Raw genomic sequence first — 25,225 nt, forward strand, 5'->3', positions numbered from 1 at the left:
AGGCGCTACGCTTAGTTGGCAGCGGCCTTGGTCGCCGCCCGCTCTTTGGCGATCAGCTTGTCGGCCAGTTGCAGTGCTTCGTTCGCGCCGCCAGCGGAGCCGATGTCAAAGCGGTATTTGCCATTGACGATCATGGTCGGCACGCCCGTGATTTCGTATTTCTTCGCCAGCTCACGGGCCTTTTTGATCTGCCCCTGGATAGCAAAGGAGTCAAACGTGGCCAGGAACTTGTCCTTGTCGACGCCCTGGGTCGCGAGGAACTCGGCCATGTCTTCTTTCTTGGTCAGCTTCTTGCCTTCTTTCTGGATCGCATTGAACACCGCTGCGTGGACCTGATGCTCGACGCCCATGGCTTCGAGGGTCAGGAACATCTGGCCGTGGGCGTCCCATGGGCCGCCGAACATGGCAGGGATACGCACGAAGTTCACGTCCGAAGGCAGTTTCTCGACCCATGGATTGATGACCGGCTCGAATGCATAGCAATGCGGGCAACCGTACCAGAACAGCTCTACCACTTCGATCTTGCCAGGCACAGCCACCGGAACGGGGTTGGTCAACTCGACGTAAGGGGCCTTCGATTCCTCGGCGTTGGCTTGAGCGGCCATGCCGAACAGGCTGGCGGCGACGAGCGCGGCGCTGATGATCAGATTACGCATGCTTTACTCCTGGACAATGAGGTGGCCTCGCGAGACCTGTTTCTATGACAGATCGTGGCGGGTTCAAGTTCGCTAGTGTAACGGCAGCGGCCACAAAAAAGGGCGGCCAAAGCCACCCTTTTGATGCTTGCATCGACAGATTAATCGAGGGTTAACGTTGCGGGAAATACAAACCTCGCAACGCCCGGTCAAAGGTCTTAATGCAGGCCCTGGATATAACTCGACACAGCGGCGATGTCTTCATCGCTCAGCTTGCGAGCGATGGTGCGCATGGTCATCGCATCGCCGTCGTTGGCACGACCACCTTCTTCCTTGCGGAAATCGGTCAATTGCTTGGTGACGTATTGCGCGTGCTGGCCGCCCAGGTGTGGGAAGCCTGCGGCGGCGTTGCCGCTGCCATTCGGCGAGTGGCAGCCGGTGCAGGCGGGCAGGCCCTTGTCCAGGTCGCCGCCGCGGAACAGCGCTTCACCGCGAGCCACGAGCTTTGGATCAGCGGCGCCGACGCTGCCCTTCTGGCTGGCGAAATAAGCGGCGATGTCCGACAGGTCCTGATCGCTCAGGTTGGTCAGCAGGCCGGTCATTTCCAGGACGACACGCTTGCCGTCCTTGATGTCATGCAATTGCTTGGTCAGATAACGCTCGCCCTGGCCCGCCAGTTTCGGAAAGTTGGGCGCCATGCTGTTGCCATCCGGGCCGTGGCAGGCCCCGCATACGGCCGCTTTCGCCTGGCCGGCGGCGGCATCGCCTGCGGCGTGGGCTACGCCGGACATCCCCAAGGTCAACAGCAGACTCACGATCAGTTTGTTCATCAGCTAATCCAACTACGGCTAAGGGTTAAAGAGTTATGGACCGGGTTTACTCGCTCATCCACTGGATGATGGCTTGGTAATCCTCGGCACTGCAGTCCATGCACAAACCACGCGGCGGCATCGCCTTGAAACCCTGGGTCACGTGTTGCACCAGCGTCCCCATACCTTTCGCCAATCTTGGCGTCCAAGCTTCCCGGTCACCCTTGCGGGGTGCCGTGGGCAGTTGGCCGGAATGACAAGCACCACAAACACGGTTGTACACAGCTTCCGGATCCTGTGTAGCCTGAGCGCTGTAAAGCGGCATCAAGACACCGGCAGCTAGCAGCCATTTCGTCATAAAACGACCTTTTCAGGGTTGAGAGCGAGCTGCGTTCTAGTGCGCAATTTCGGTCGGTCGCTCCCGTGAGCCTCATCCTACGCTGGGACAAAGCGCACACAAAATCTGCGGCATTATATACTGGCGTCACTGAAACGGAAACGACACAGCTTGCCGCGTCCATTCCCGACGCCGCCCACATCGGAAATCCCATGCAACTGAAGAACCCTATCCTCGGCCTGTGCCAACAGTCCACCTTCATGCTCAGCGCTGCCAAAGTCGATCAATGCCCTGACGATGAAGGCTTCGAAGTGGCTTTCGCCGGGCGTTCCAACGCCGGTAAGTCCAGCGCGCTGAACACCCTGACTCATGCGAGCCTGGCCCGCACCTCGAAAACCCCGGGTCGCACGCAGCTCTTGAACTTCTTCAAGCTAGACGATGAACGCCGTTTGGTCGACCTGCCCGGCTACGGTTACGCCAAGGTACCCATCCCACTCAAGCAACACTGGCAACGCCACCTGGAAGCCTACCTGGGCAGCCGCGAGAGCTTGAAGGGTTTGATTCTGATGATGGACATCCGCCATCCGATGACTGACTTCGACTTGCTGATGCTCGATTGGGCAGTCGCCAGCGGCATGCCGATGCACATCCTGCTGACCAAGGCCGACAAACTCACCTACGGCGCCGCGAAGAACACGCTGCTCAAGGTGCAGTCGGAGATTCGCAAGGGGTGGGGCGATACGATCACCATCCAATTGTTCTCGGCCCCCAAGCGCATGGGGCTGGAAGAAGCCTACACGGTGCTGGCCGACTGGATGGAGCTGGCGGACAAGGGCAGCGACGCGGCTGAATAAGCCAAATCGCAGGCAAAAAAAACCCCGGACTTCGTATGGGGAGGGGGAAGTTCGGGGTCCAAGTTCCGGACCGCTAGGGCGGGGTCCAGATATCTGCCAACACTTAACACAACATAGGAGCATTGAAGGGCTTCACCAGCCATTCAGAATCTCTGAGTGGGATTTCACGGGTTTAGTTCAGATTTTTTTGGAAATAACTGTAGGAATTTTCAGAGCTAACGAAGCCAAGCCAGTGTTTTCGGCGATTCGATGTGGCAACGGTCTTGCGAAGCAGGCCCGTAGGAGCTGTCGAGTGAAACGAGGCTGCGATCTTTCCCCTGACGCTTGAATCTCAAGTGAAAAATCAAGATCAAAAGATCGCAGCCTTCGGCAGCTCCTACAGGGCGCAGCCGAGCGGGAGCAAGCGCCCTCGCCACAAGAGCCCTAGGCCTCAGGACGTGGGAATCAGTGCGCCTCATCCCAGTTATTGCCCACACCTACTTCCACCAACAGCGGCACGTCCAGCGTGGCGGCGGCGCTCATGTGCTGGCGGATTTCCCCGTTCACCTGATCGACCAGGTCTTCGCGTACTTCCAGGACCAATTCGTCGTGAACCTGCAGGATCACCTTCGCATCCAGCCCTGAAGTCGCCAGCCAGCGATCCACGGCCACCATGGCTTTCTTGATGATGTCGGCGGCGGTGCCTTGCATCGGCGCGTTGATGGCGGTGCGCTCGGCGCCTTTGCGCAGGGCCGGGTTCTTCGCGTTGATGTCCGGCAGGTACAAGCGACGACCAAAGATGGTTTCGACGAAGCCTTGCTCGGCCGCCTGGGTGCGGGTGCGCTCCATGTATTCCAGCACACCCGGGTAACGGGCGAAGTAGCGGTCGATGTAGGCCTGGGACTGCTTGCGATCGACGCCAATCTGCTTGGCCAGGCCGAACGCGCTCATGCCGTAGATCAAGCCGAAGTTGATCGCCTTGGCACTGCGACGCTGATCATGGGTGACGGCTTGCAGTTCGACGCCGAATACTTCGGCGGCGGTGGCACGGTGCACATCCAGGTCATTGCGGAACGCATGGAGCAGGCCTTCATCCTTGGCCAGGTGCGCCATGATCCGCAGCTCGATCTGCGAATAGTCCGCCGCCAGCAGCTTGTAGCCTTTCGGCGCAACGAATGCCTGGCGGATGCGCCGACCTTCGGCCGTGCGAATCGGAATGTTCTGCAGGTTCGGGTCGATGGACGACAGGCGTCCGGTCGCAGCGACGGCTTGCTGGTAATTGGTATGGACGCGCCCGGTGCGGCTGTTGATCTGCTCCGGCAGGCGATCGGTGTAGGTGCTCTTGAGCTTGCTCAGCGAGCGGTACTGCATCAGCACCTTGGGCAGCGGGTAATCCTGCTCCGCCAGCTCGGCGAGCACCGCTTCGGCGGTGGACGCCTGGCCCTTGGCGGTTTTACTGAGCACCGGCAGGCCAAGTTTTTCGTACAGGATGACGCCCAGTTGCTTCGGCGAGCCCAGGTTGAATTCCTCGCCAGCGATGGCAAATGCCTCACGCTCCAGAGCCACCAGTTTCTCGCCCAACTCGACACTCTGCGCGCCCAGCAGGTTGGCATCGACCAGCGCCCCTTGACGCTCGATCCGCGCCAGGACCGGCATCAATGGCATTTCAATCTCGCTGAGTACCTTGCCCAGGCTCGGCGTGGCGGCCAGTTTTTCCTGCAAGGCCTGGTGCAGGCGGAAGGTCACGTCGGCGTCTTCGGCGGCATAAGGACCGGCCAGTTCCAGGGAGATCTGGTCGAAGGTCAGTTGCTTGACCCCTTTGCCCGCGATGTCCTGGAAGTCGGTCTTGCTTTGGCCCAGGTACTTGAGCGCCAGGCTGTCCATGTCGTGGCGAGTCGCGGTGGAATCCAGCACATAGGATTCAAGCATGGTGTCGAAGGCAATGCCTTGGACCAGGATGCCGTTGTCTTGGTCGCCACCGATGGCGCAGTTGGCCAGGATATTGGTTTCGAATTTCGCGTGCTGGCCGACCTTGAGCTTGTTCGGATCTTCCAGCAGAGGCTTGAGCGCCTTGAGCACCGTGTCGCGGTCCAACTGCTCGGGCACGCCCATGTAGGAATGCGTCAGCGGGATATAGGCCGCCTCGAAAGGGGCCACGGCAAACGACAACCCAACGAGTTGCGAATGCTGGGCATCACCTCCGTTGGTTTCGGTGACGAAGGCAAACAGCGGCGCCTTGTCGAGTTTCGCCAGCCACGCGTCGAAGCGCGCCTGGTCAAGGATGACTTCGTACTTGGCCTCGGCAGCGCCGGGCTGTTCTTCGACAACTTCGACGATCTCCTGGCCGGCACGCTTGGCGTCCCGCTGGTTTTCTTCGAACCAGCTCTTGAACTCCAGCAGAGTGTAAAGCTCGGCGAGCTTCTCGTGATCCGGCGCGCCCATCTGCAGGTCGTCGAGGCCCACATCCAACGGCACATCGGTCTTGATGGTCGCCAGCTCGTAGGAGAGGAAGGCCATTTCCTTGTGCTCTTCGAGCTTGGCGGCCAGGGTCTTGGCTCCGCGAATTGGCAGCGTGGCGACAATATCCAACTGTGAATACAGTTCGGTCAGGCCGCCATTGACGCCCACCAGCAAGCCGGAAGCGGTCTTCGGCCCGATGCCCGGGACGCCCGGGATGTTGTCGGACGAATCGCCCATCAACGCCAGGTAATCGATGATCTGCTCCGGAGCGACGCCAAACTTCTCCTTCACGCCAGCCACGTCCAAGGCGCTACCGGTCATCGTGTTGACCAAGGTAATGTGCCCATCGACCAGCTGCGCCATGTCCTTGTCGCCGGTGGAGATCACCACCGGACGGTCGGCCGCCGCGCTGCTGCGGGCCAGGGTGCCGATCACGTCATCGGCTTCGACGTTGTCCACGCACAGCAGCGGGAAGCCCAGGGCCTTGACGCTGGCGTGCAGCGGCTCGATCTGCACCCGCATGTCGTCGGGCATGCTCGGCCGGTTGGCCTTGTATTCGGCGTACAGCGCATCGCGAAACGTCCCACCCTTGGCGTCGAACACCACGGCGAACGGACTGTCCGGGTACTGCTTGCGCAGACTCTTGAGCATGTTCAGCACGCCCTTGACCGCGCCGGTCGGCAGGCCTTTGGACGTGGTCAGCGGTGGCAGCGCGTGAAAGGCGCGGTACAGATAAGAAGAACCGTCCACCAGGACGAGGGGGGCTTGGCTCATGAGCAGGATCAACCTTTTCGGCGGGTCCAAGGCTAGAATAGCGGGACCGTTGACGACAAAGGGACAAGGTTATCATGCGTACACTAAATCGCCTGTTACTCGCTGGCTTGTTTGCATTCACCCCGATAGCTGTCATGGCGGCGGACGACGCACCCTCGGCGGACCCGGATGTCACCATCCGCACCGAAGGCGACAAAACCATCCAGGAATATCGGCAAAACGGCTTTCTGTACGCGATCAAGGTCACGCCCAAGAACGGCAAGCCTTATTTCCTGGTACGCGCCGACGGCACTGATGCAAACTTCATCCGCTCGGACCAGCCGGATATGCTGATCCCTTCGTGGAAAATCTTTGAGTGGTGATGCCGCTCCCGACTTCAACCGGCGCCCGCTGAAGGGCGCCCGTACTGGCAGTTTTAACCATGTCTGTGTTCACGCCCCTGGCTCGGCCCGAGCTGGAAACCTTTCTCGCCCCTTATGGGCTTGGCCGTCTACTTGATTTCCAGGGGATTGCTGCCGGCAGCGAAAACACCAATTTCTTCATCAGCCTGGAGCAGGGCGAATTCGTCCTGACCCTGGTCGAGCGCGGCCCAGTGCAGGAAATGCCGTTCTTCATCGAGCTGCTGGATGTGCTGCACGACGCCGATCTGCCGGTGCCTTACGCCTTGCGCACCACCGACGGCGTCGCGCTGCGAGAGCTGGCCGGCAAACCGGCGCTGCTGCAACCGCGACTGGCCGGCAAGCACATCAAGCAGGCCAACGCCCAGCACTGCGCCCAGGTCGGCGAGTTGCTGGCGCATCTGCACCTGGCGACCCGCGACAACATGATCAGGCGCAAGACCGATCGCGGCCTGGACTGGATGGAGGAGGAGGGCGGCAAACTGCTGTCGCACCTTGATACCGAGCCACGTCAGTTGCTGGAAGCTGCGCTGGAGGAAATTTCGCTGAAGAAGGTCGGCATCCTGGCGCTGCCCCGGGCCAACATCCATGCAGACCTGTTCCGTGACAACGCGATGTTCGAGGGCACGCACCTGACCGGGCTGATCGACTTTTACAACGCCTGCTCCGGGCCGATGCTGTACGACGTCGCCATCGCATTGAATGACTGGTGTTCGAATGACGACGGTGTGCTCGATGGCCCACGGGCGAGGGCATTGCTGGGGGCCTATGCGGCGCTACGGCCGTTCACCGCCGCCGAGGCGCAGTTGTGGCCGACCATGCTGCGCGTGGCGTGCGTGCGGTTCTGGTTGTCGCGGTTGATCGCCGCCGAGTCGTTCGCCGGACAGGATGTGTTGATTCACGATCCGATGGAATTCCAGCAGCGGTTGGCGCAGCGGCAGACGGTTCATACGGTGTTGCCGTTCGCCCTCTGACACCTAGTGGATCTGGATGCCTTTGTGGCGAGGGAGCTTGCTCCCTCGCCACAAAAGCAGTGGGTTACAACGACTCCAAACACCCCGCCAAATCATTGCCCAACTTTTCCAACAACTGCTCATACCCCTGCGCCGTCGCCGGCGTGTAGCCACCCAGCGCGTCCAGCTCAGCCAGCTTCACCGGCAACCCGGCCACCAGAGTCTCGGCCAGGCGCGGGCGCAACGGCGGTTCGCTGAAAACGCAGGTCTTGCCCACCGCCTGCAAGCGCGTGCGCATGGCCGCCACATGCTGGGCGCCGGGCTGGACTTCGGCGGCCACGGCGAACACCCCGGCGTGCTTGAGTCCATAGTTGTCTTCGAAATAGTCGAACGCTTCATGGAAGACGAAATACGGCTTGCCCGCGATCCCGGCCAAGCGCGACTTGAGGCGCGCGTCCAAGGCATCGAGGCGCTGGTTGAAACCCTTGAGGTTGCTTTGATAACGGGCAGCATTCGCCGGATCCGCTGCGCTCAGGTCAGCCGCCATCCTGGCGGCGATCACCCGTGCATTGTGCGGCGACAGCCACAGGTGGGCATCCACGGTGCCGGGGCGATGGTCATGATCGTGCTCATCGCCGCCATCGTCATGATCTTCGTGGGACGCGCTGTCCTTGGCGAAATGACGCAACGTGAGCCCCGGCAGGTCCTGCACCGCAACCGATGGCAACGTACGACCGTTCAACACACGCGGTAGGAAACCTTCCATGTCCGGCCCGATCCAGTACAGCAGGTCCACCGATTGCACCTTGCGCACATCGGAGGGCCGCAACGCGTAGTGATGGGGCGAAGCGCCCGGCGGCAGCAGCACTTCCGGAACGGCCACGCCGTCCTGCACGGCGGCGGCAATCAATTGCAACGGCTTGATGCTGGTGAGCACCTTGACGTCGGCCTGGGCCGAGCCAATCAGCAGGAAACTTGCGACAAAAGCGACAAAGAGCGAAAAAAATCGGGACACGATGACCACTCGAAGAGGCGAGAACGGGTAACATAATAACGTCTCTCACTGAACTCGTCGCTGCCCATGCCTATTACCCCCCTCGCCAGCCGTCCCCACGATCACTCCCACTGCGTGCACAGCGCGCTGTCCGAGGCCGATGCCATTTGCGCGCGCCAAGGGTTGCGCCTGACGGCCCTGCGTCGGCGGGTGCTGGAATTGGTCTGGCAAAGCCACAAACCGCTGGGCGCCTACGACATCCTCGCCGTGCTCAGCGAGCAGGATGGCCGTCGTGCCGCGCCGCCAACCGTCTACCGTGCCCTGGATTTCCTCCTGGAAAATGGCCTGGTGCATCGCATTTCGTCGCTGAACGCCTTCGTCGGCTGCAACCATCCGGAGCACGCCCACCAAGGTCAGTTCCTGATCTGCCGCGATTGCCACGCCGCCATCGAGCTGGAACAGAAGTCCATCAGCGACGCGATCGTCGCCAGCGCCAAGGACGTCGGCTTCGTGGTCGACACCCAGACCGTCGAAGTGGTCGGCCTCTGCTCCGGCTGCCAGGGGGCCTGATGAGCCACGCGCTGATCCGCCTCGAACAGGTGGCCGTGACGTTCGCCGGGCAGAACGTGTTGGATAATATCCATTTAAGCGTCGAACCGGGGCAGATCGTGACGTTGATCGGCCCCAACGGTGCCGGCAAGACCACCCTGGTGCGCGCCGTGCTGGGGCTGCTCAAGCCGGACAGCGGTAGCGTCTGGCGCAAGCCTCGGTTGCGCGTCGGCTACATGCCGCAAAAACTCCATGTCGATCCAACGTTGCCGCTGTCGGTCCTGCGCTTCCTGCGCCTGGTACCGGGCGTCGATCGTGAACGCGCCTTGGCCGCGCTGAAGGAAGTCGGCGCCGAACAGGTGATCGACAGCCCCGTCCAGAGTGTTTCCGGCGGCGAGATGCAGCGGGTGTTACTGGCCCGCGCCCTGTTGCGCGAGCCGGAACTGCTGGTGCTCGACGAGCCGGTGCAAGGGGTCGATGTAGCGGGGCAGGCCGAGCTGTACAGCTTGATTACCCGTTTGCGCGACCGCCATGGCTGCGGCGTGTTGATGGTGTCCCACGACCTTCACCTGGTAATGAGCACCACCGACCAGGTGGTCTGCCTGAACCGTCACGTCTGCTGTTCCGGGCACCCCGAACAGGTCAGCGGCGATCCAGCGTTCGTCGAGTTGTTCGGAAAGAACGCACAGAGCCTGGCGATTTATCACCACCACCATGACCATGCCCATGACCTGCACGGTTCGGTGGTCAGTGCCCCTTCTGCTTCAAAACATGTTCATGGAGACGGCTGCAAGCATGGCTGATTTTCTGTTGTACGCCCTGCTTGCAGGCTTGGCACTCGCGCTGGTGGCCGGTCCACTGGGGTCGTTCGTGGTCTGGCGGCGCATGGCCTACTTTGGCGACACCTTGTCCCACGCGGCGCTGCTTGGCGTGGCCATGGGTTTTCTGCTGGACGTCAGCCCGGCCATCGCGGTGACGGTTGGCTGCCTGCTGCTCGCGGTGGTGCTGGTGACCTTGCAACAGCGCCAGCCGCTGGCGTCCGACACGCTGCTGGGCATCCTGGCGCCGAGCACGCTGTCGCTCGGGCTGGTAGTGCTGAGCTTCATGCGGGACGTGCGGATCGACCTGATGGCCTATCTGTTCGGCGACTTGCTGGCGATCAGTCCGATGGACCTTGCCTGGATCCTCGGCGGCAGCGCGGCGGTGCTGCTGTTGCTGGTGGCGCTGTGGCGTCCGTTGCTGGCAGTCACCGTCCATGAAGAGCTGGCGCGAGTCGAGGGTTTGCCCGTGGTGGGCCTGCGCTTGGCCCTGATGCTGTTGATCGCAGTGGTCATCGCCGTGGCGATGAAAATCGTCGGTGTCTTGCTGATTACCTCATTGCTGATCATTCCTGCGGCTGCGGCACAGCGTCACGCCCGCTCACCCGAGCAGATGGCCTTGGGCGCAAGCCTGCTGGGCATGCTCGCGGTGTGTGGCGGGCTGGCACTGTCGTGGTTCAAGGACACTCCGGCCGGACCGTCGATCGTGGTCAGCGCCGCTGCGTTGTTTCTGCTGAGTTTTGTCCTGCCCCGTCGAGGGGTGTAGACTTGCTCGCTTTTTGCGCAAATAGAGAGTCGCAGGAATGAAGCCGTTCGCCTCCCGTTATCTGCTCCTTGTCGCGTTTTCCCTGCTGCTGGGTGCCTGTCAGAGCACGCCGCCGGTCGTCGAAGCCCCGGATACAAGGGGGCCGGCCATCGCGCAGCTCGAACAGAGTCTGGCCAGCAATGAGTTGGCCACCGCTGAAGACCAATTGGCCGCTTTGCAAAGCCAGGCCCCCGAAGACCGGTCGCTGGAACCCTACCAGCGGCAACTGGCCGAGGCGTACCTGCGCCGTAGCCAGATCGATCTGCAAAAAGGCGATGTAAACGCCGCCGCCACTGCCCTGAGCCGTGCCCGGGCATTGATGCCAAAGGCGCCAGCACTCACCGGAGAGGTCAACAGCGCCATTGCCGAGGCACGTAAGGCCGAACTGGATAAAGCCGAAGCCGACCTCAAGGCTGCCGAAGCCAAACCCGTCGCCAAGGTGATCGACCCAAGCGCGCCGAGCACCACCGTTGCGCTTAACCTCGCTGATATACAGCAAATGCGTCGTCAATTGGACGCTATTGCCGCCGATGTGGTGAGTTATCAATGTGACGTCAGCATCCAGGCACCACGCACCAATGATTATCCATGGCTGGCGACGTTGCTGAGCAAGCGGGTCAAGAAGCTGGATCCGGGGTTTGATCTGAAACTGCAGAAGCAGATTTTGCGCAGCGTGCCGGCGCAGGTCGTGCTGACGCCGCGTAAACCCTAAAAGCATCGCGAGCAAGCTCGCTCCCAAATGAGATTTTGTGATCGACACAAAACCACTGTGGGGGCGAGCTTGCTCGCGATAGCGCCCTACCAGACAACAAATCCCTTTCAGGCAGCCATCAAGCCGGAACCGCCTTCGCCTTGGGCTCCCGCGCCCAAACCCGATGCTGGGCAATCGCCGCAAAAAACCGCGAAAAACCGCTCGCATCCGCATCTTCGATCAACCCCGCATCCACCTCCAGCTTCAACTCCACCAACAACTGCCGGGCCTCACCATGAAGCCCAATGGCTTTCAGATGCTTGTAGGCCTCCAGCACGTAATGCAACGCCACGCCGTCGCGACTCAAGGCCTTGATCGACTCCGCACCACCCGGCACGAACACCGCGTCAAAGGCAATCGACGGCAACCCTTCCATGGACGCATCCACCGCCAGCGTCTGCCCATCCACCGTGGTGACCGGCGCCGAGGTCGGCCCCAGCACTTTGGCGTGGGCGCCTTCGGCCTCCAGGGCTTGCTTGAGCGCATTGATGATCGCCCCATCGACACCGTTGGCCACCAATACCGCCACTTTGCGCGTCTTGATGTCGCCAGAGAGCAGGTTCGCCTGGCTCAAGGCCGGGGATTGCTCCAGCGATGGAGTCGGCACATCGACAGTACCTGCGGTGGGTGCCGGCAAGCCGAGGTTTTTCGCTACCCGCCCAGCCAGTTCCAGGTCGATGTTGGCGAGGATTTCATTCACCTGCCGCGCCCGGATGAATTCACGCTCCACTTTTCCCAGTTCAAAGCTGTAAGCCGCAATGATGTGTTCTTTTTCGTGGGGACTCATGCTCTTGTAGAACAGCCGCGCCTGGGAGAAATGATCGCCAAACGAATCGCTGCGCTGACGGATCTTGTGGGCGTCGATCCGCTCTGGGTAGCTTTCAAAACCGCCATCCTGTGGACCAGGCGGAGTCTCTTTCGGCCAACCGCCATCGATGGAGTTCGGTTCGTAGGACGCGCGCCCCTTGTCGAGGGTGGTGCGGTGCATGGCGTCACGCTGGCCGTTGTGCACGGGCGTGATGGCGCGGTTGATCGGCAACTCATGAAAATTCGGTCCACCGAGTCGGCTGATTTGCGTATCGGTGTAGGAAAACAGCCGGCCTTGCAGCAACGGGTCGTTACTGAAATCAATGCCCGGCACGATATGCCCGGGGCAGAAGGCAACTTGCTCGACTTCAGCGAAGAAATTATCCGGGTTGCGGTTCAGCACCATCTTGCCCAGGGGCGTTATGGGCACCAGCTCTTCAGGGATGATCTTGGTTGGGTCGAGCAGGTCGAAGTCGAACTTGTGCTCGTCTTCCTCGGCAACAACTTGCACGCCGAACTCCCATTCCGGGTAGTCGCCCATCTCGATGGACTCCCAGAGGTCGCGACGGTGGTAGTCGGTATCCTTGCCTGCAAGCTTCTGGGCTTCGTCCCACACCAAGGAACAGGTCCCGGCCTTGGGTCGCCAGTGGAATTTGACGAAGCTGCTCTGGCCTTCGGCGTTGATCATGCGGAAGGTGTGCACGCCAAAACCCTGCATGGTGCGTAAGCTTTTTGGAATGGCCCGGTCAGACATCGCCCAAATCACCATGTGAGCCGATTCCGGCACCAGGGAGACAAAATCCCAGAACGTGTCGTGGGCCGAGCCGCCTGTAGGAATCTCGTTGTGGGGCTCGGGTTTCACCGCGTGGACAAAGTCCGGGAACTTCACCGCGTCCTGGATGAAAAACACCGGCATGTTGTTGCCCACCAGGTCGAAGTTGCCTTCGTCGGTGAAGAACTTCACCGCAAAGCCACGCACGTCCCGCACGGTGTCACCGGAACCGCGTGGACCTTGCACAGTGGAAAAACGCACGAACACTGGCGTCTTTTGACTTGGGTCCTGTAGGAAACCGGCCTTGGTCAAGGCCGCATGTGATTCATAGGCTTGGAAGTAACCGTGGGCGCCGGTGCCACGTGCGTGAACAATGCGCTCCGGAATACGTTCGTGGTCAAAGTGCGTGATTTTTTCACGCATGATGAAATCTTCCAGCAGCGACGGCCCACGCGCACCCGCCCGGAGCGTGTTCTGGTTATCAGCGATTTTCACGCCCTGGTTGGTACGCAACGCCTGTTCGGTGGCGTCGGAGCGAAACTGCTCCAGGCTTTCGAGTTTGGCGTTGGTATTGCTGCGGTCCAGGGTATCGGTCCCGGCCAATTGGCTGGGGGCGGCAGGTTTGTTAATGCTCATCAGGCATGACTCCTCGTTGCGATCCCCGCCATGGCCAGGACCCATGAGTTCGATGCGCCAGGCACGGCACCTGGGCATGTTTTGAGTTGCTTAATGAGTGACCGACGGCGTTTCGCTGTGTTCCTTTTATCTGTCCTTTGATCGCCTTATTGCCAAATCACTGGTTCATTCTCAAATAAATGCTAAGAACCTCTATACGGACAGGCTAAAATGCGCGCCCGGCTAACCGCTGATCCTTTTTCAACGCGCCCCACAAGGTTCGCTACGTGATCGAGTTTCAAAATGTCCATAAAACCTACCGGGTCGCCGGTAGGGATATCCCCGCCCTGCATCCGACCAGTCTGACGATTGAGAACGGTCAGGTCTTCGGCCTGATTGGCCATTCCGGTGCAGGAAAAAGTACCCTGCTGCGCCTGATCAATCGCCTGGAAGATTCCACTGGCGGAAAGATCATCGTCGACGGTGAAGAAGTCACCGCCCTGGACGCCAGCGGCCTGCGCCGTTTCCGCCAGCAAGTCGGAATGATTTTCCAGCACTTCAACCTGCTGGCGTCCAAGACCGTGGCCGACAACGTCGCGCTGCCGCTGACGCTGGCTGGTGAATTGTCCCGCAGCGAAATCGACCGCCGCGTCGCCGAGCTGCTGGCGCGGGTAGGGCTGTCCGACCACGCCCGCAAATACCCGGCGCAACTGTCCGGCGGCCAGAAGCAGCGCGTCGGCATCGCCCGCGCCCTGGCGACCAAACCCAAGATCCTGCTGTGCGACGAGGCCACCAGCGCCCTCGACCCGCAGACCACCGCTTCGGTGCTGCAGCTGCTGGCGGAGATCAACCGCGAGCTGAAACTGACCATCGTGCTCATCACCCATGAAATGGACGTGATCCGCCGCGTTTGCGACCAAGTGGCAGTGATGGACGCCGGCGTGATCGTCGAGCAAGGCCCGGTGGCCGAGGTGTTCCTGCACCCCAAGCATCCGACCACCAAGCGTTTCGTCCAGGAAGACGAGCAGATCGACGAAAGCGAACAGCGCGACGATTTCGCTCACGTGCCGGGGCGTATCGTGCGTCTGACCTTCCAGGGCGAAGCGACCTACGCGCCGTTGCTCGGCACCGTCGCCCGGGAAACCGGTGTGGACTACAGCATCCTGGCCGGTCGCATCGACCGCATCAAAGACACCCCCTACGGGCAACTGACCCTCGCCATCACCGGCGGTGACATGGAGGCGGCGTTCGCCCGCTTCACCGCGGCCGATGTCCACATGGAGGTGCTGCGCTGATGGAATTTTTTGCAAACATCGACTGGCTGGAAATCTGGCTGGCCACCGGCGACACCTTTCTGATGCTGTTCGGCTCGCTGCTGTTCACCGTGCTGCTCGGCTTGCCCCTGGGCGTATTGCTGTTTCTCTGCAGCCCGCGCCAACTGCTCGAAGCCCGCGGCGTTTATGCGCTGCTGTCGCTGGTGGTCAACATCCTGCGCTCGCTGCCGTTCATCATCCTGTTGATCGTGATGATTCCGTTCACGGTGTTGATCACCGGCACCTCCCTGGGCGTGGCCGGCGCGATCCCACCGCTGGTGGTCGGCGCGACGCCGTTCTTCGCCCGCCTGGTGGAAACCGCCCTGCGCGAAGTCGACCGCGGCATCATCGAAGCCACCCAAGCCATGGGCGCGACTACCCGGCAAATCATCGTCAACGCCTTGCTGCCGGAAGCCCGCCCGGGCATTTTTGCAGCGATTACGGTGACAGCGATTACGCTGGTGTCCTACACGGCCATGGCCGGTGTAGTCGGCGCCGGTGGCCTGGGCGACCTGGCGATCCGCTTCGGCTACCAGCGTTTCCAGACCGACGTTATGGTGGTCACGGTGGTGTTGCTGCTGGTGCTGGTGCAAGTCCTACAGACCGTGGGCGACAAACTGGTTGTGCATTTCTCTAGAAAATAAGGCCTCGCGCCATTAAACATGAGCCGGCCATTCGCTGACAGGCGCCGAGGACAGGCGCCGCAAGCGGGCACTCAAAAGGAGTTAGCTGAATGAAAAAACTACTGGTTGCCTTCGCTGCCGCCGCAGCGTTTTCCGCCCACGCCGCCGACACCCTGACCGTCGCGGCCACGCCCGTCCCCCACGCGGAAATCCTCGAATTCGTCAAACCAGCGTTGGCGAAGGAAGGCGTGGATCTGAAGGTCAAAGTCTTCACCGACTACATCCAGCCGAACGTGCAGGTCGCGGAAAAGCGCCTGGACGCCAACTTCTTCCAGCACCAGCCGTACCTGGATGAGTTCAACAAGGCCAAGGGCACGCACTTGGTGAGCGTGGCGGGTGTGCACCTGGAACCTTTGGGCGCGTACTCCAGCAAGTACAAGGCACTGACCGAGTTGCCGGGCGGCGCTAACGTGGTGATCCCGAACGACGCCACCAACGGCGGCCGTGCGCTGTTGTTGCTGGCTAAGGCTGGGGTGATCAAGCTCAAGGATTCGAACAACATCCTGTCGACCATCAAGGACATCACCGAGAACCCGAAGGACCTGAAATTCCGTGAGCTGGAAGCGGCGACCATTCCGCGAGTGCTGACCCAGGTGGATCTGGCGTTGATCAATACCAACTATGCGTTGGAGGCCAAGCTTGATCCTTCCAAGGATGCGTTGGTGATTGAAGGTAGCGACTCGCCTTATGTGAATATCCTGGTGGCTCGTGAGGATGACAAGGACAGTGAGGCGATGAAGAAGCTGGTGGCGGCGTTGCATACGCCGGAAGTGAAGGCTTTTATTCTTGAGAAGTACAAAGGCGCGGTTTTGCCGGCGTTTTGAGCTGATCGGGTGGTGAAAAAAACGGGGCTGCGTGGGAATGCAGGCCCGTTTTTTTTCCCTAGCTCAGCCGGTGGTGGGTGGAATTTTAGACCCTTATGTCCCGGAGTCCTCCAGAGCAGCCACAAATCGCATCCGCGCCAAGCTACGGTGATCTTGTCGTTCTCTATCTCATCGAGAATCCGCGCCCAATTTCCGGGACTGCCGTTTTTTGGAAAGAAGGGCCGATTAGCTCTATTCTCAAAAAATATAACCACTTTTTCTGCAGAGATTCACCACTACCAAAGGTTAGGGAATAGGTATTCAATCACATGCGGCGACAGAAAAGCCTTGTAGTGTTTATCTTTTTTTAGATTGATTAGGCGTTCGGATTCCATTTGCTTGAAAGTTGCACGAAGAGATTGCTCGCTTTTTCCCAAATAGGCACATATATTTGATTTTGTCTGAGGGCCTCTATCCAGTAAATATTTATATATATCTCGAGCTGCCAACTGTAGAAGCGGGAGTTCCTCTTCAGGCGCGGCCGGTAGAGCCCCCTTTGCGCGCATCTCGAAATATATATCAATGCGCGAGTTTAGTTTCCTTGGCTCAAGCAGTTCAGAAAAATACGATATTTGATCTAGCGCAGTATCAATAAAATATTTTGTGAAATGAGCCAGCCCGCCGTCAGACAGTGTTCCTCGTCCATCTGTCATTCCTTGGCGAACTTTGTCTGCTTGAGCTAGTGCATTATAATAGGCTTTTGTGTCTCTAGCGAAACCGCGAGTTATAGACCATAGCCCGTAGCCGCCGAAGCCAGAGTGTCTCATGTAGCAATCCGTCAGCAATCGAATTACCCGGCCATTTCCGTCAAGAAATGGATGTATCCAAGCTAGCCGGTGATGCAGTGAAGCTGCAGCTATAACACGGTTTGTTCCATGAATTGTCGAAAGAGTAAAACTTCTTTGCAGCCAATCCATATATGAGGTTAACTCTTTTGCTGGTGGTGGTTCGTGACTTCCTACTATCACTAAATGTTTTCGGTACTCACCAGGAACAATCAATAATGGATTACCCTGCTCGTCTAAAGCTGTTTCGCCATCCTGCTTTTTTACAATTAACTGATCTTCTGGCAAGCCTTGATAGAACGATTTATGCAACTCTTTAATAAATTCCTGGGTGGTAATTTCGTCTGCAGTAGTTTGTCTGTTCTTGAGCCTTAGCTGTACTTCTAGATGAGCAAGAAGCTCTTGCAAGGCTTTAGGCCGAGTAACTGGAAAATTATAGGGTGATTCAGTTTGTGGCGATTGGATCTTCAACAATTCTTTAGGATGCGTAGGATTTCCTTCGATACGATTGCTGTAATAGCAATTTACTTGCCGAAGGAGCCACTCCACGGATTCCCTAATAGAGGCCGGTACACTTTGATTTAGGTGTGAGTCAATTTGATATAAATGCACAAGCTTATCTTGATAATCTCCTAGCTTAAGTCCGTCAAGGTATGGTGTTATAGATATCATTTTTTTCTCGCAGACTGGTGACGTAACGTTGATTCGCTTGCCGAATCAATATAACAGATTTTATATCTATCGCATCAACTCAAACTGAAGCAACCTATGGAGATCAGTATCCGATTTAAGCCGCAATCTGCCTTTTGCATATATGGTTTCACGGATCACTGCTCCTTCGTCCGGCTCATCCTAGGGTTGACGACGCAATGGTCGGATGAAGCGAAACAAACCCAGCATAAGCTGCCGGGTTCGTTTTATTAGAAGGACGCTTACCTGTTATCGCGGATCAACGTTATCCAACACCCGATTCGCCAGCAATGAACTCAATTCAATCAACTGCTGAATGCCGAGCAGGATGTGTCGGCGAGGACCTTCCAGGTCGAAGGCAAGGTTGCTAACCATCGCATCAGCTGCCGCCAGGGTTTCGCTGAGGTTGGCGAGGAGGGATTCGTTGTCGGCGTTTTTTGCGACGGTGAAGAGCTGGCCCGGTTGGGAAAAATCTTCGGACTTTTCCGGTTTTGGTAACAGGTAGTGATCCAGGACACGACTGGTGACTTCGTCGTGTTTTTTGGCTTTGGATTTGGTTCGCGGGGAAGCTTGGTCCGCCTCTGGCGGATTCGGTGTAGGTTTGAACATTTGCTAAGTCCTGTAGGTGAAGCCGCAACCCTCTAGCTACTAAACAAGGGGTGGCAGCTGTACGCAGGTTAGTAGACCGGGGACTCAGCAAAGCCGGCGCGCCCGAGGGCGCCCTGCGCACAACCGCCATCAAATACAGGCACGGAAATACCTGACTGATAGGAGCCTTGCACCTTACTAAATACCTCGGGCTACTAAACCCGACCACTGATGGGCAGTGGCAGGAAAACAATAGAACCCAGGGGGTAAGGTGCACAAGCCGGCGGATTCTGGCGTAGTTGTAGGCAAAGGCGCAAGGATGCGTGGCTTGGTGGAAGGGTTACAGCGCAAGAGTAAACAGATCGTCCAATTAGCCCGGGATACCGTGGCGAGGGATCTTACTCCTGCTCTGCGGCGCAGCCATCACAACCGACCTATGCGGTTTGTCTGTAGGAATGTGTCGGTCTTTTTGGGGCTGCTACGCAGCCCAGCGGGAGCAAGCTCCCTCGCCACGAATGTTGACCGGCTTGAGGATGCGTGGAGATGCCCCTCGCTCGATACGGAGGCTATCTGTCTTTCGGTCCAAAAGAGGAGGGGCGAAGGGCGGAGGGCCGAACCCTAGGATCTGCTTCATTGTTCTACGACCCTCATGATAAATTCGCGCCGCGACCTCTAATGAATAGAGGGCATTCAGGGAGAGAAGTAAGTGATCAAGTCTTTGTTGGTTGGGGCATTGCTGGCAATGGCATCCGCATCGGCATCTGCGATGAGTTGCGACAATCCTAGAAACGCCTATGACAGGACCTATTGTGCGTCGCTGAAAATGGTTCAGTCGGATCAGGACATCAATGATCAATATAAAAAGACGATGAGTGCGCTGAACCCCGAGCAAAAGAAGAAAGTGAAAGCCGCTCAAATCCAGTGGATCAAAAATCGTGACAGCGCCTGTTCCAACGATGGCCTGCTCTACCTGGACTGCGCCAACGAGAAGACCGAAGCGCGTATCGTCATACTCAAGGCTGTCGAGCGCGAGTGCCGTGCTGCTGGCTGCGACGACGCCAAGCTGTCGCAAGTCGAGTAACCGATAAGCACGTCGGACTTGCAGCCATCCCCACGGAAAACCCGACGTAAAGCGTCGGGTTTTTCTTTTGGCGGGCGGGGTTGATTCCGACCTGATGGCTCATTCCTCGTAATACACATAATGGGTTTTGTCTGTTGGAATGGCGGGGCTGCCCCTGTAGGAGCTGTCGAGTGCAACGAGGCTGCGATCTTTCCCCAGACACTTGAATCTCAAGCGAAAGATCAAAAGATCAAAAGATCGCAGCCTTCGGCAGCTCCTACACAAGCCCAGCGGGGCGTTGCGATGTTTCGCTAAATCCCCTCGCCACAGTATTCAGTTGTTTGCATTGGTGGCAGGGTGCCACAATCGCCGTTTTCGTTGCGTCACGATCAGGTGGATCAAATGGATGGCCCAAGATCTCGGAACGGCCAGGATTGCTTCATAGCCGGGCAAGTGCGAACTGACCGACTGCAACAACTGTTTCGCCAATCCGTTTCTGCGGTTTTCGGCAGTTACCTGGCTGCCATCATGCTGAGCTGGCTGTGTTGGGATCGGTTTGAGCACAGCGTTATTTTTTGGTGGCTAGCCATCCTGACCACATCAACGCTGTTGCGTATCGCAATGTTCGTTGCCTATTTCCGCAGCGACGACAGTGAGCGCACGCCCCAACGCTGGGAGCGCAAGTACTGGATCACACTGGTGTTATCCGCCAGCATCTGGGGCGTCGGCGCGTTTGTGGTCATGCCGACGGACGATCTGTTGTCGCAGGCATTGGTCATGCTCTTTACGGTCGGGATGTCCGTCAGCGCGGTGTCCTGCTATTCGGCTTACCGCGATATGACCCTGGTCTCCATCGGCCTGGTGCTGTTTCCGTGCACCGCCTGGCTGCTGTTTCAACCGTCCTCGATTCAAGTCGGCATGGCCCTTTCGATCCTGGTGTTTGCGGCCTTTGCCGCCCGCGCCACGCACAAAATGTCCGAGGCACTGGAAATTGCCTTTCGTCTTACTCGCGAAATGGAACAGGCGAACAGCATTTCGACCCGTGCCGCACAAACCGATGAACTGACCGGCCTGAAGAGTCGGCGGGCCTTTTTCGAGCATGCCCAGCAACTCTACAACGAGTGCAAGAGCAACCGATTGGGGTTGTGTGCAGTCATGTTGGACATGGATCACTTCAAGCACATCAACGACACCTACGGCCATCAGGTGGGGGATCAGGTTTTGCGTGAGATGGGGATGGTGATCAGTTCGTCGTTTCGGGCAACCGATATCCACGGGCGGCTCGGCGGGGAAGAGTTCGCCATTCTGCTTCCGGACACGTCCATCGAAGTCGCTACCCAGATTGCAGAACAGCTCATCGATACGATTGCGGGTTTGATGATCGAGCCTGTCCACGGCATATCGGCCAGCCTCGGCGTCGCATCGACGGAGGCCTGTAATAAGGATCTTCACAGCTTGATGAACGATGCGGATAAGGCCCTGTATCGAGCGAAGGCGTTGGGGCGTAATCGAGTGGCTGTCGCTTAGTCGGGTTGATTTGTATTAACAGTCGGAATTCGACTGGGCCTGCCTTTGTCGATGTCGGCTACGCGGATCGAGCTTCGGCTCTAGACAGGTCTACGGAAGCTCTGATGGCATCAATTGCGTCTTGAGCGAGCGCCATAACGATCGTTGTACTGGTTTCAATCCGACTGATGATGTCTTCTCTCGGACCCTGCTTCCAGGCAGCGCTTGCGTAAAAAACTGCTTGAGATACCTGGCGATGGCTTTCGCTTTCATAGGAGCGAATCAGGTGATAGTTGTCACTATCATGTAATGAGCAGCCATAAGAAACGACATCCATGCCCGCCTCCAGGTGAAGCGGAACACTGACATTCTGCATTATTTTGTGAAAATCCAATCCCGATCCTGGCCTTAAGGTGTACGTCAGGATTTCAATAATTCGAGTCATTCCAAATCTTCCATGTGGCGTTTTCCACGGGAGCATCCGCGCATTTCAGCTTACGCCATCAGGGCGAGCTGCGTTACGGCACGCGTTGGACGATCGAGAAGCCCATCATCGGCCTGTGAGTTTCCCTCCCTTTGAGAGCCTGCAATTGCGCGGGCCCTGCTGATTCCCTAGGCGCGTCCTTCCCCTGGCCTCACCTCGCGGCCCGCGCGGGCTGGCGATACTGCAAAGCCTAAAAAATAAATCTCCTTTCATATCAACTGGTTAATTCAAAGCCGAAAAATTTTTCAAAATTTATCTTGCGCGCTAATTATTGATCCGTTAACTTTATCGCAACTGGTTAGCGCGCAAACATTTAGCGCAACCAAAACAACTCAAACCCATCAGCAAAAGAGGAAACACCATGAACGTTCTCTACACCGCAGTCGCAACCTCCACCGGTGGCCGTGATGGCCGTGCTGTTTCCAGCGACAAGATTCTCGATGTGAAACTGGCCACTCCAAAAGCCCTGGGCGGCGCCGGTGGTGAAGCCACCAACCCTGAGCAGTTGTTCGCCGCCGGCTACTCGGCCTGCTTCATCGGCGCGTTGAAGTTTGTCGCCAGCCAGAGCAAACGCAGCATTCCGGCTGACGCCTCGATCACGGCCCACGTCGGCATCGGCCAGATCCCTGGTGGTTTCGGTCTGGACATCGACCTGCACATCAGCCTGCCAGGCCTGGATCAAGCCGATGCCCAAGCGCTGGTCGATGCGGCTCACCAGGTTTGCCCGTACTCCAACGCGACACGCGGCAACGTCGACGTCCGTTTGCACGTCACCGTCTAACTCACTCTATCTACGAATAAAAAGGATCAGGACATGAACACTCTCGGCAAAACACTCATTGGCTCGCTTCTGGCACTGTCCCTCGGCAATGCGTTCGCGACTTCTTATGTTCAACCTACGTTCGCCGAAGGCGGCTCCGATCGACTGATCGAAAACCGCGTAGCCGAAGGCGGCTCGGATCGCCTGATCGAAAACCGCGTCGCTGAAGGCGGCTCGGATCGCCTGATCGAAAACCGCGTCGCTGAAGGCGGCTCGGATCGTCTGATTGAAAACCGCGTGGCCGAAGGTGGCTCGGATCGCCTGATGGAAAACAGAGTGAGCTGAACGATCCCTTCACCACTCCGAAAGCCGGTCGAACCCACCCATGTTGCTTCCGAAACAAAGGCGCCGCTTATCTCTCACGAGGAAGCGGCGTTGTTTTGCAAGGTGTCATGGGGCCCTAAACGATGCTGTCCACCACACCCCCATCAACACGCAGCGCCGCCCCGGTGGTGGCCGAGGCCTGTTCCGAGCTGGCGTAGATGATCATGTTGGCGACTTCCTCGACGCGCGCCGCGCGCTGGATGATCGAGGTGCTGCGGTGCTCGTTGACGAAATCTGCCGCGACTTTTTCCAGGCTTTCCCCACTGCGCTCGACGTCGGCCTGGAGCATCTGGGCCACGCCCTCGGAAAGGGTCGGCCCGGGCAGCACCGAGTTCACCGTCACGCCCGTGCCAGCGAGGCGCTTGGCCAGGCCGCGAGCGATTGAAAGTTGGGCGGTTTTGGTGAAGCCGTAGTGGATCATGTCGGCAGGAATGTTCACGCCCGATTCCGACGAGATAAACACAATCCGCCCCCAACCGCGCTCGACCATACCCTGCGCATAGGCCCTGGAAACACGCACGCCGGACATGACGTTGGTTTCGAAGAAGCGTTGCCACTCACTGTCCGGCGTTTCGAAGAAGTCTTCCTGTTTGAAAATGCCCAGGTTGTTAATGACGATATCGAAGCTGGGGTGCTGGGCGATGAGTGCCTGGCAGCCAGGCGCGTGACTGAGATCACCGACAAAGCCAGTCGCCCTTGAAGCAAGGGCGCCCAAGCGCTGCAGAGCGTCCTCCACACTGCTCTCGCTGCGACCGTTGATAACCACTTGAGCGCCAGCTTCAAGGAAGCCTTTGGCAGTCGCGAAACCGATACCGCTGGTGGACCCGGTGACCAGGACATGACGTCCGGTGAAATCGATATTCATGAGGGGACTCCTTGATTAACGAACCAGAGGAAGTGCGATATTTCTGGCTGAACGGTCGTCCGACGGATCTAGAAAGGCTTTGCCGTCCAACGTCGCCGATATCGCAGGCCCTTAATCATGGACACGATTGAGGCTTTGCGCCTCTTTGTGACGGTCTTTTCCGCGGATGCCCGTTGCTACTTCCTTGGCAGGTTGGGAACAAACAAGGTTAGGGCATCAGCCGACATCGATGTGAAGTTGCCGGCCTCTTCGCGAGCAAGCTCGCTCCCACAGGGTTGGTGGGGGTTCTTGGTCATGGGGAGGGGCTGCTGCGCAGCCCAGCGGGAGCAAGCTCCCTCGCCACAATCAGGATCCTTGCCGCAAGTAAGGCCATTGCCGCAATGGATGCCCTGCCTTCAGTACCACCGCGCCTCACCCGGCGGGCGTTTCTTGAAGCGTTTCATGCTCCACATGTACTGGCTCGGGTAGGCGCGTACGTAACGCTCGACCACCTTGCTCATGGCGGCGCAGGCGGTTTCGGTGTCGGTGCTGTACATCTCGTCCGGGGCGGCTTCGAGGATGACTTTGTAACCCGAGCCGTCCGGCAGGCGCAGGGCGTGGAGGAACACACCCACGGCTTTACCGCCAGCGAGCATGTTCGGCACGAACTTGCTGGTCAGGGCCTGGGTGGCGAAGAAGGGCACGAAGATGCCGGCGGATTCGGACGGCTCCGGGTCGGCGGGGATGCCCACCTGGCCGCCCTTGCGTACTTCCTTGATGACGCTGAGGATGCCTTCCTTCGTGGATGCCGCGACCTTGTTGCCCAGTTGCACACGTTGCTTTTGCAGCAGCTCATCCACCGCCTTGAGCTTGGGCGGACGGTAGAAAATGATCGGTTTGCACTGGCTGCAATAGAAGTGGTTGAGCACTTCCCAGTTGCCCAGGTGGCTGGTGATCCCGACCACGCCTTTGCCGGAGGCCAGGGCTTCTTTCAGCACCTCCAGGCCTTCGACTTCGCGCACCAGTTCGATGGAGCGCTGGGCCGGCCAGATCCAGGCGCAGGCGCTTTCGGTCAGGGATTTGCCGATGTCCTTGAGGCTCTGGCCCACCAGGCGCTCGCGCTCGGCCGGGTCCATCTCGGGAAAGCACTTGGCGAGGTTGATCCGCACCACGTCGCGGGAGCGGTTGGGCAATTTCCACATGAGCCAGCCGATGGCCGAGCCCACCGCTTGCACCGCCCGCCAGGGCAGCAGTGCAAACAACCGCAGAGCGCCGACCAGCAAGGCGCCTTTCAACTTATCCACAGGTCACTCCTGAATGTATGGGCCGTGTTGCGAGCCGGCTATTCTAACCACCGTTTACCAACTCGGCGTAGCGGTCGCAGTCCTGGGTGTGGTCCATGACCATGCCGCAGGCCTGCATCAAGGCGTAGCAGATGGTTGGCCCGACGAAGGTGAATCCGGCTTTCTTCAGGCCTTTGCTCATCGCCAGCGCCTCGGGCGTAATGGCCGGCACTTCGGTGCGATCCTTGAAATGATTGATGATGGGTTTATCGCCGACGAACGACCAGAGGAACGCCACCGGGTCTTCCAGCGCCAGCCAGGCCTGGGCATTGCGACGGGCGGCCTTGAGCTTGAGACGGTTGCGGATGATGCCAGGGTCGAGCATCAGCTCGTCGATCTCCGCGTCGCTCATTTGCGCCACCCGTTGCACATCAAAGCCGTAGAGCACTTCCCGGTAGCGCTCGCGTTTGCGCAAAACGGTGATCCAGGACAGCCCGGCCTGGAACCCTTCGAGCAAAAGCAACTCGAACAAACCCTGCGCATCGCGCAGCGGCGTGCCCCACTCCTGATCGTGATAAGCCATGTACAACGGATCGTCAGAACACCAAAAGCAGCGTGGCATAAGGCTCCAGGGGGCGTGCGCACGAACGAATCGGGTATACTCCCGCTCTT

26 protein-coding genes are annotated in these 25,225 nt (G+C 58.8%); 14 read left to right on the forward strand and 12 right to left on the reverse strand.

Annotated features, from left to right (window positions below):
* Window positions 1–11: 11 nt before the first annotated feature.
* The 3 genes from M8Q45_RS24695 to M8Q45_RS24705 all read right to left on the reverse strand — a co-directional run bounded on the left by M8Q45_RS24695 (window position 12) and on the right by M8Q45_RS24705 (window position 1,802).
* Entirely contained in the window at window positions 12–656 is a 645-nt protein-coding gene (locus tag M8Q45_RS24695) for a thiol:disulfide interchange protein DsbA/DsbL (protein WP_217860749.1), read from the reverse strand.
* Window positions 657–853: 197 nt separating this feature from the next.
* The gene (locus M8Q45_RS24700) at window positions 854–1,465 is read right to left on the reverse strand and encodes a c-type cytochrome (RefSeq protein WP_030138990.1); all 612 of its coding nucleotides are present in this window, start codon (window positions 1,463–1,465) and stop codon (window positions 854–856) included.
* A gap of 46 nt (window positions 1,466–1,511) precedes the next feature.
* Complete coding sequence (locus M8Q45_RS24705) at window positions 1,512–1,802, reverse strand: c-type cytochrome (protein WP_030138991.1); 291 nt, start codon at window positions 1,800–1,802, stop codon at window positions 1,512–1,514.
* Window positions 1,803–1,993: 191 nt separating this feature from the next.
* Between M8Q45_RS24705 and yihA the strand changes: the two genes are divergently transcribed.
* Window positions 1,994–2,635, forward strand: a complete 642-nt coding sequence (gene yihA, locus M8Q45_RS24710; RefSeq protein WP_030138992.1) for a ribosome biogenesis GTP-binding protein YihA/YsxC — start codon at window positions 1,994–1,996, stop codon at window positions 2,633–2,635.
* 444 nt (window positions 2,636–3,079) lie between these two features.
* Here yihA and polA read toward each other — a convergent pair whose 3' ends face one another.
* Entirely contained in the window at window positions 3,080–5,848 is a 2,769-nt protein-coding gene (gene polA, locus M8Q45_RS24715) for a DNA polymerase I (protein WP_249876773.1), read from the reverse strand.
* 74 nt (window positions 5,849–5,922) lie between these two features.
* Between polA and M8Q45_RS24720 the strand changes: the two genes are divergently transcribed.
* Together M8Q45_RS24720 and M8Q45_RS24725 are read left to right on the forward strand one after the other, a co-directional pair.
* Window positions 5,923–6,210, forward strand: coding sequence for a DUF2782 domain-containing protein (locus tag M8Q45_RS24720; protein WP_030138994.1), 288 nt, complete (start codon window positions 5,923–5,925; stop codon window positions 6,208–6,210).
* 59 nt (window positions 6,211–6,269) lie between these two features.
* On the forward strand, window positions 6,270–7,220 hold the full coding sequence (locus tag M8Q45_RS24725; protein WP_249876774.1) for a homoserine kinase: 951 nt from the start codon (window positions 6,270–6,272) through the stop codon (window positions 7,218–7,220).
* A gap of 64 nt (window positions 7,221–7,284) precedes the next feature.
* Here the strand turns inward: M8Q45_RS24725 and M8Q45_RS24730 are convergent, their stop codons facing one another.
* Window positions 7,285–8,214, reverse strand: coding sequence for a zinc ABC transporter substrate-binding protein (locus M8Q45_RS24730; RefSeq protein WP_249876775.1), 930 nt, complete (start codon window positions 8,212–8,214; stop codon window positions 7,285–7,287).
* Between the two features lie 66 nt (window positions 8,215–8,280).
* Here M8Q45_RS24730 and zur point away from each other — a divergent pair, with 66 nt between their 5' ends.
* The 4 genes from zur to M8Q45_RS24750 are packed head-to-tail and all read left to right on the forward strand — an operon-like array spanning window position 8,281 to window position 11,077.
* Window positions 8,281–8,763, forward strand: coding sequence for a zinc uptake transcriptional repressor Zur (gene zur / locus M8Q45_RS24735; RefSeq protein WP_198796126.1), 483 nt, complete (start codon window positions 8,281–8,283; stop codon window positions 8,761–8,763).
* Entirely contained in the window at window positions 8,763–9,545 is a 783-nt protein-coding gene (znuC, locus tag M8Q45_RS24740) for a zinc ABC transporter ATP-binding protein ZnuC (RefSeq protein ID WP_249876776.1), read from the forward strand. The genes zur and znuC overlap by 1 nt, the downstream gene beginning before the upstream one ends.
* Window positions 9,538–10,326, forward strand: coding sequence for a zinc ABC transporter permease subunit ZnuB (gene znuB / locus M8Q45_RS24745; protein WP_249876777.1), 789 nt, complete (start codon window positions 9,538–9,540; stop codon window positions 10,324–10,326). The genes znuC and znuB overlap by 8 nt, the downstream gene beginning before the upstream one ends.
* Window positions 10,327–10,363: 37 nt before the next feature.
* On the forward strand, window positions 10,364–11,077 hold the full coding sequence (locus tag M8Q45_RS24750; RefSeq protein ID WP_249876778.1) for a PA5502 family lipoprotein: 714 nt from the start codon (window positions 10,364–10,366) through the stop codon (window positions 11,075–11,077).
* Between the two features lie 118 nt (window positions 11,078–11,195).
* Here the strand turns inward: M8Q45_RS24750 and katE are convergent, their stop codons facing one another.
* Window positions 11,196–13,331, reverse strand: a complete 2,136-nt coding sequence (katE, locus tag M8Q45_RS24755; RefSeq protein ID WP_249876779.1) for a catalase HPII — start codon at window positions 13,329–13,331, stop codon at window positions 11,196–11,198.
* A 266-nt stretch (window positions 13,332–13,597) separates the two neighbouring features.
* Between katE and M8Q45_RS24760 the strand changes: the two genes are divergently transcribed.
* The 3 genes from M8Q45_RS24760 to M8Q45_RS24770 all read left to right on the forward strand — a co-directional run bounded on the left by M8Q45_RS24760 (window position 13,598) and on the right by M8Q45_RS24770 (window position 16,130).
* Window positions 13,598–14,605 carry a methionine ABC transporter ATP-binding protein gene (locus tag M8Q45_RS24760; RefSeq protein ID WP_249876780.1) on the forward strand — a complete coding sequence of 336 codons (1,008 nt, stop codon included), beginning with the start codon at window positions 13,598–13,600 and terminating at the stop codon, window positions 14,603–14,605.
* Window positions 14,605–15,267 (forward strand): methionine ABC transporter permease, encoded by a 663-nt coding sequence (locus M8Q45_RS24765; RefSeq protein ID WP_003177129.1) that lies wholly within the window; start codon window positions 14,605–14,607, stop codon window positions 15,265–15,267. Before M8Q45_RS24760 ends, M8Q45_RS24765 begins: the two co-directional genes overlap by 1 nt.
* An 89-nt stretch (window positions 15,268–15,356) precedes the next feature.
* Window positions 15,357–16,130, forward strand: coding sequence for a MetQ/NlpA family ABC transporter substrate-binding protein (locus M8Q45_RS24770; RefSeq protein ID WP_249876781.1), 774 nt, complete (start codon window positions 15,357–15,359; stop codon window positions 16,128–16,130).
* Window positions 16,131–16,405: 275 nt separating this feature from the next.
* On the opposite strand, the gene M8Q45_RS24775 is transcribed toward M8Q45_RS24770, so the two are convergent.
* Both M8Q45_RS24775 and M8Q45_RS24780 read right to left on the reverse strand, forming a co-directional pair.
* The gene (locus M8Q45_RS24775; RefSeq protein ID WP_249876782.1) at window positions 16,406–17,626 is read right to left on the reverse strand and encodes a Fic family protein; all 1,221 of its coding nucleotides are present in this window, start codon (window positions 17,624–17,626) and stop codon (window positions 16,406–16,408) included.
* A 267-nt stretch (window positions 17,627–17,893) separates the two neighbouring features.
* Window positions 17,894–18,253, reverse strand: a complete 360-nt coding sequence (locus M8Q45_RS24780) for a DUF6124 family protein (protein ID WP_249876783.1) — start codon at window positions 18,251–18,253, stop codon at window positions 17,894–17,896.
* A gap of 685 nt (window positions 18,254–18,938) precedes the next feature.
* Here M8Q45_RS24780 and M8Q45_RS24785 point away from each other — a divergent pair.
* Window positions 18,939–19,313 carry a lysozyme inhibitor LprI family protein gene (locus M8Q45_RS24785; RefSeq protein ID WP_122567698.1) on the forward strand — a complete coding sequence of 125 codons (375 nt, stop codon included), beginning with the start codon at window positions 18,939–18,941 and terminating at the stop codon, window positions 19,311–19,313.
* Window positions 19,314–19,694: 381 nt separating this feature from the next.
* Window positions 19,695–20,819, forward strand: a complete 1,125-nt coding sequence (locus M8Q45_RS24790) for a GGDEF domain-containing protein (protein WP_249876784.1) — start codon at window positions 19,695–19,697, stop codon at window positions 20,817–20,819.
* A gap of 58 nt (window positions 20,820–20,877) precedes the next feature.
* On the opposite strand, the gene M8Q45_RS24795 is transcribed toward M8Q45_RS24790, so the two are convergent.
* The gene (locus tag M8Q45_RS24795; protein ID WP_249876785.1) at window positions 20,878–21,243 is read right to left on the reverse strand and encodes an NIPSNAP family protein; all 366 of its coding nucleotides are present in this window, start codon (window positions 21,241–21,243) and stop codon (window positions 20,878–20,880) included.
* 400 nt (window positions 21,244–21,643) lie between these two features.
* On the opposite strand from M8Q45_RS24795, the gene M8Q45_RS24800 reads away from it, so the two are divergent.
* Together M8Q45_RS24800 and M8Q45_RS24805 are read left to right on the forward strand one after the other, a co-directional pair.
* Window positions 21,644–22,063 (forward strand): organic hydroperoxide resistance protein, encoded by a 420-nt coding sequence (locus tag M8Q45_RS24800; protein WP_030139009.1) that lies wholly within the window; start codon window positions 21,644–21,646, stop codon window positions 22,061–22,063.
* A gap of 33 nt (window positions 22,064–22,096) precedes the next feature.
* The gene (locus M8Q45_RS24805) at window positions 22,097–22,387 is read left to right on the forward strand and encodes a hypothetical protein (protein WP_249876786.1); all 291 of its coding nucleotides are present in this window, start codon (window positions 22,097–22,099) and stop codon (window positions 22,385–22,387) included.
* Window positions 22,388–22,502: 115 nt separating this feature from the next.
* On the opposite strand, the gene M8Q45_RS24810 is transcribed toward M8Q45_RS24805, so the two are convergent.
* The 3 genes from M8Q45_RS24810 to M8Q45_RS24820 all read right to left on the reverse strand — a co-directional run bounded on the left by M8Q45_RS24810 (window position 22,503) and on the right by M8Q45_RS24820 (window position 25,175).
* Entirely contained in the window at window positions 22,503–23,291 is a 789-nt protein-coding gene (locus M8Q45_RS24810; RefSeq protein ID WP_030139011.1) for an SDR family NAD(P)-dependent oxidoreductase, read from the reverse strand.
* A 395-nt stretch (window positions 23,292–23,686) separates the two neighbouring features.
* Window positions 23,687–24,574: a lysophospholipid acyltransferase gene (locus M8Q45_RS24815; RefSeq protein ID WP_198796133.1), complete on the reverse strand. Its 888-nt coding sequence runs from the start codon at window positions 24,572–24,574 to the stop codon at window positions 23,687–23,689.
* 43 nt (window positions 24,575–24,617) lie between these two features.
* Window positions 24,618–25,175, reverse strand: a complete 558-nt coding sequence (locus M8Q45_RS24820) for a DNA-3-methyladenine glycosylase I (RefSeq protein ID WP_249876787.1) — start codon at window positions 25,173–25,175, stop codon at window positions 24,618–24,620.
* Window positions 25,176–25,225: the final 50 nt, after the last annotated feature.

It is taken from the genome of Pseudomonas sp. T1.Ur, from assembly GCF_023516725.1.
GTDB lineage: Bacteria > Pseudomonadota > Gammaproteobacteria > Pseudomonadales > Pseudomonadaceae > Aquipseudomonas > Aquipseudomonas alvandae.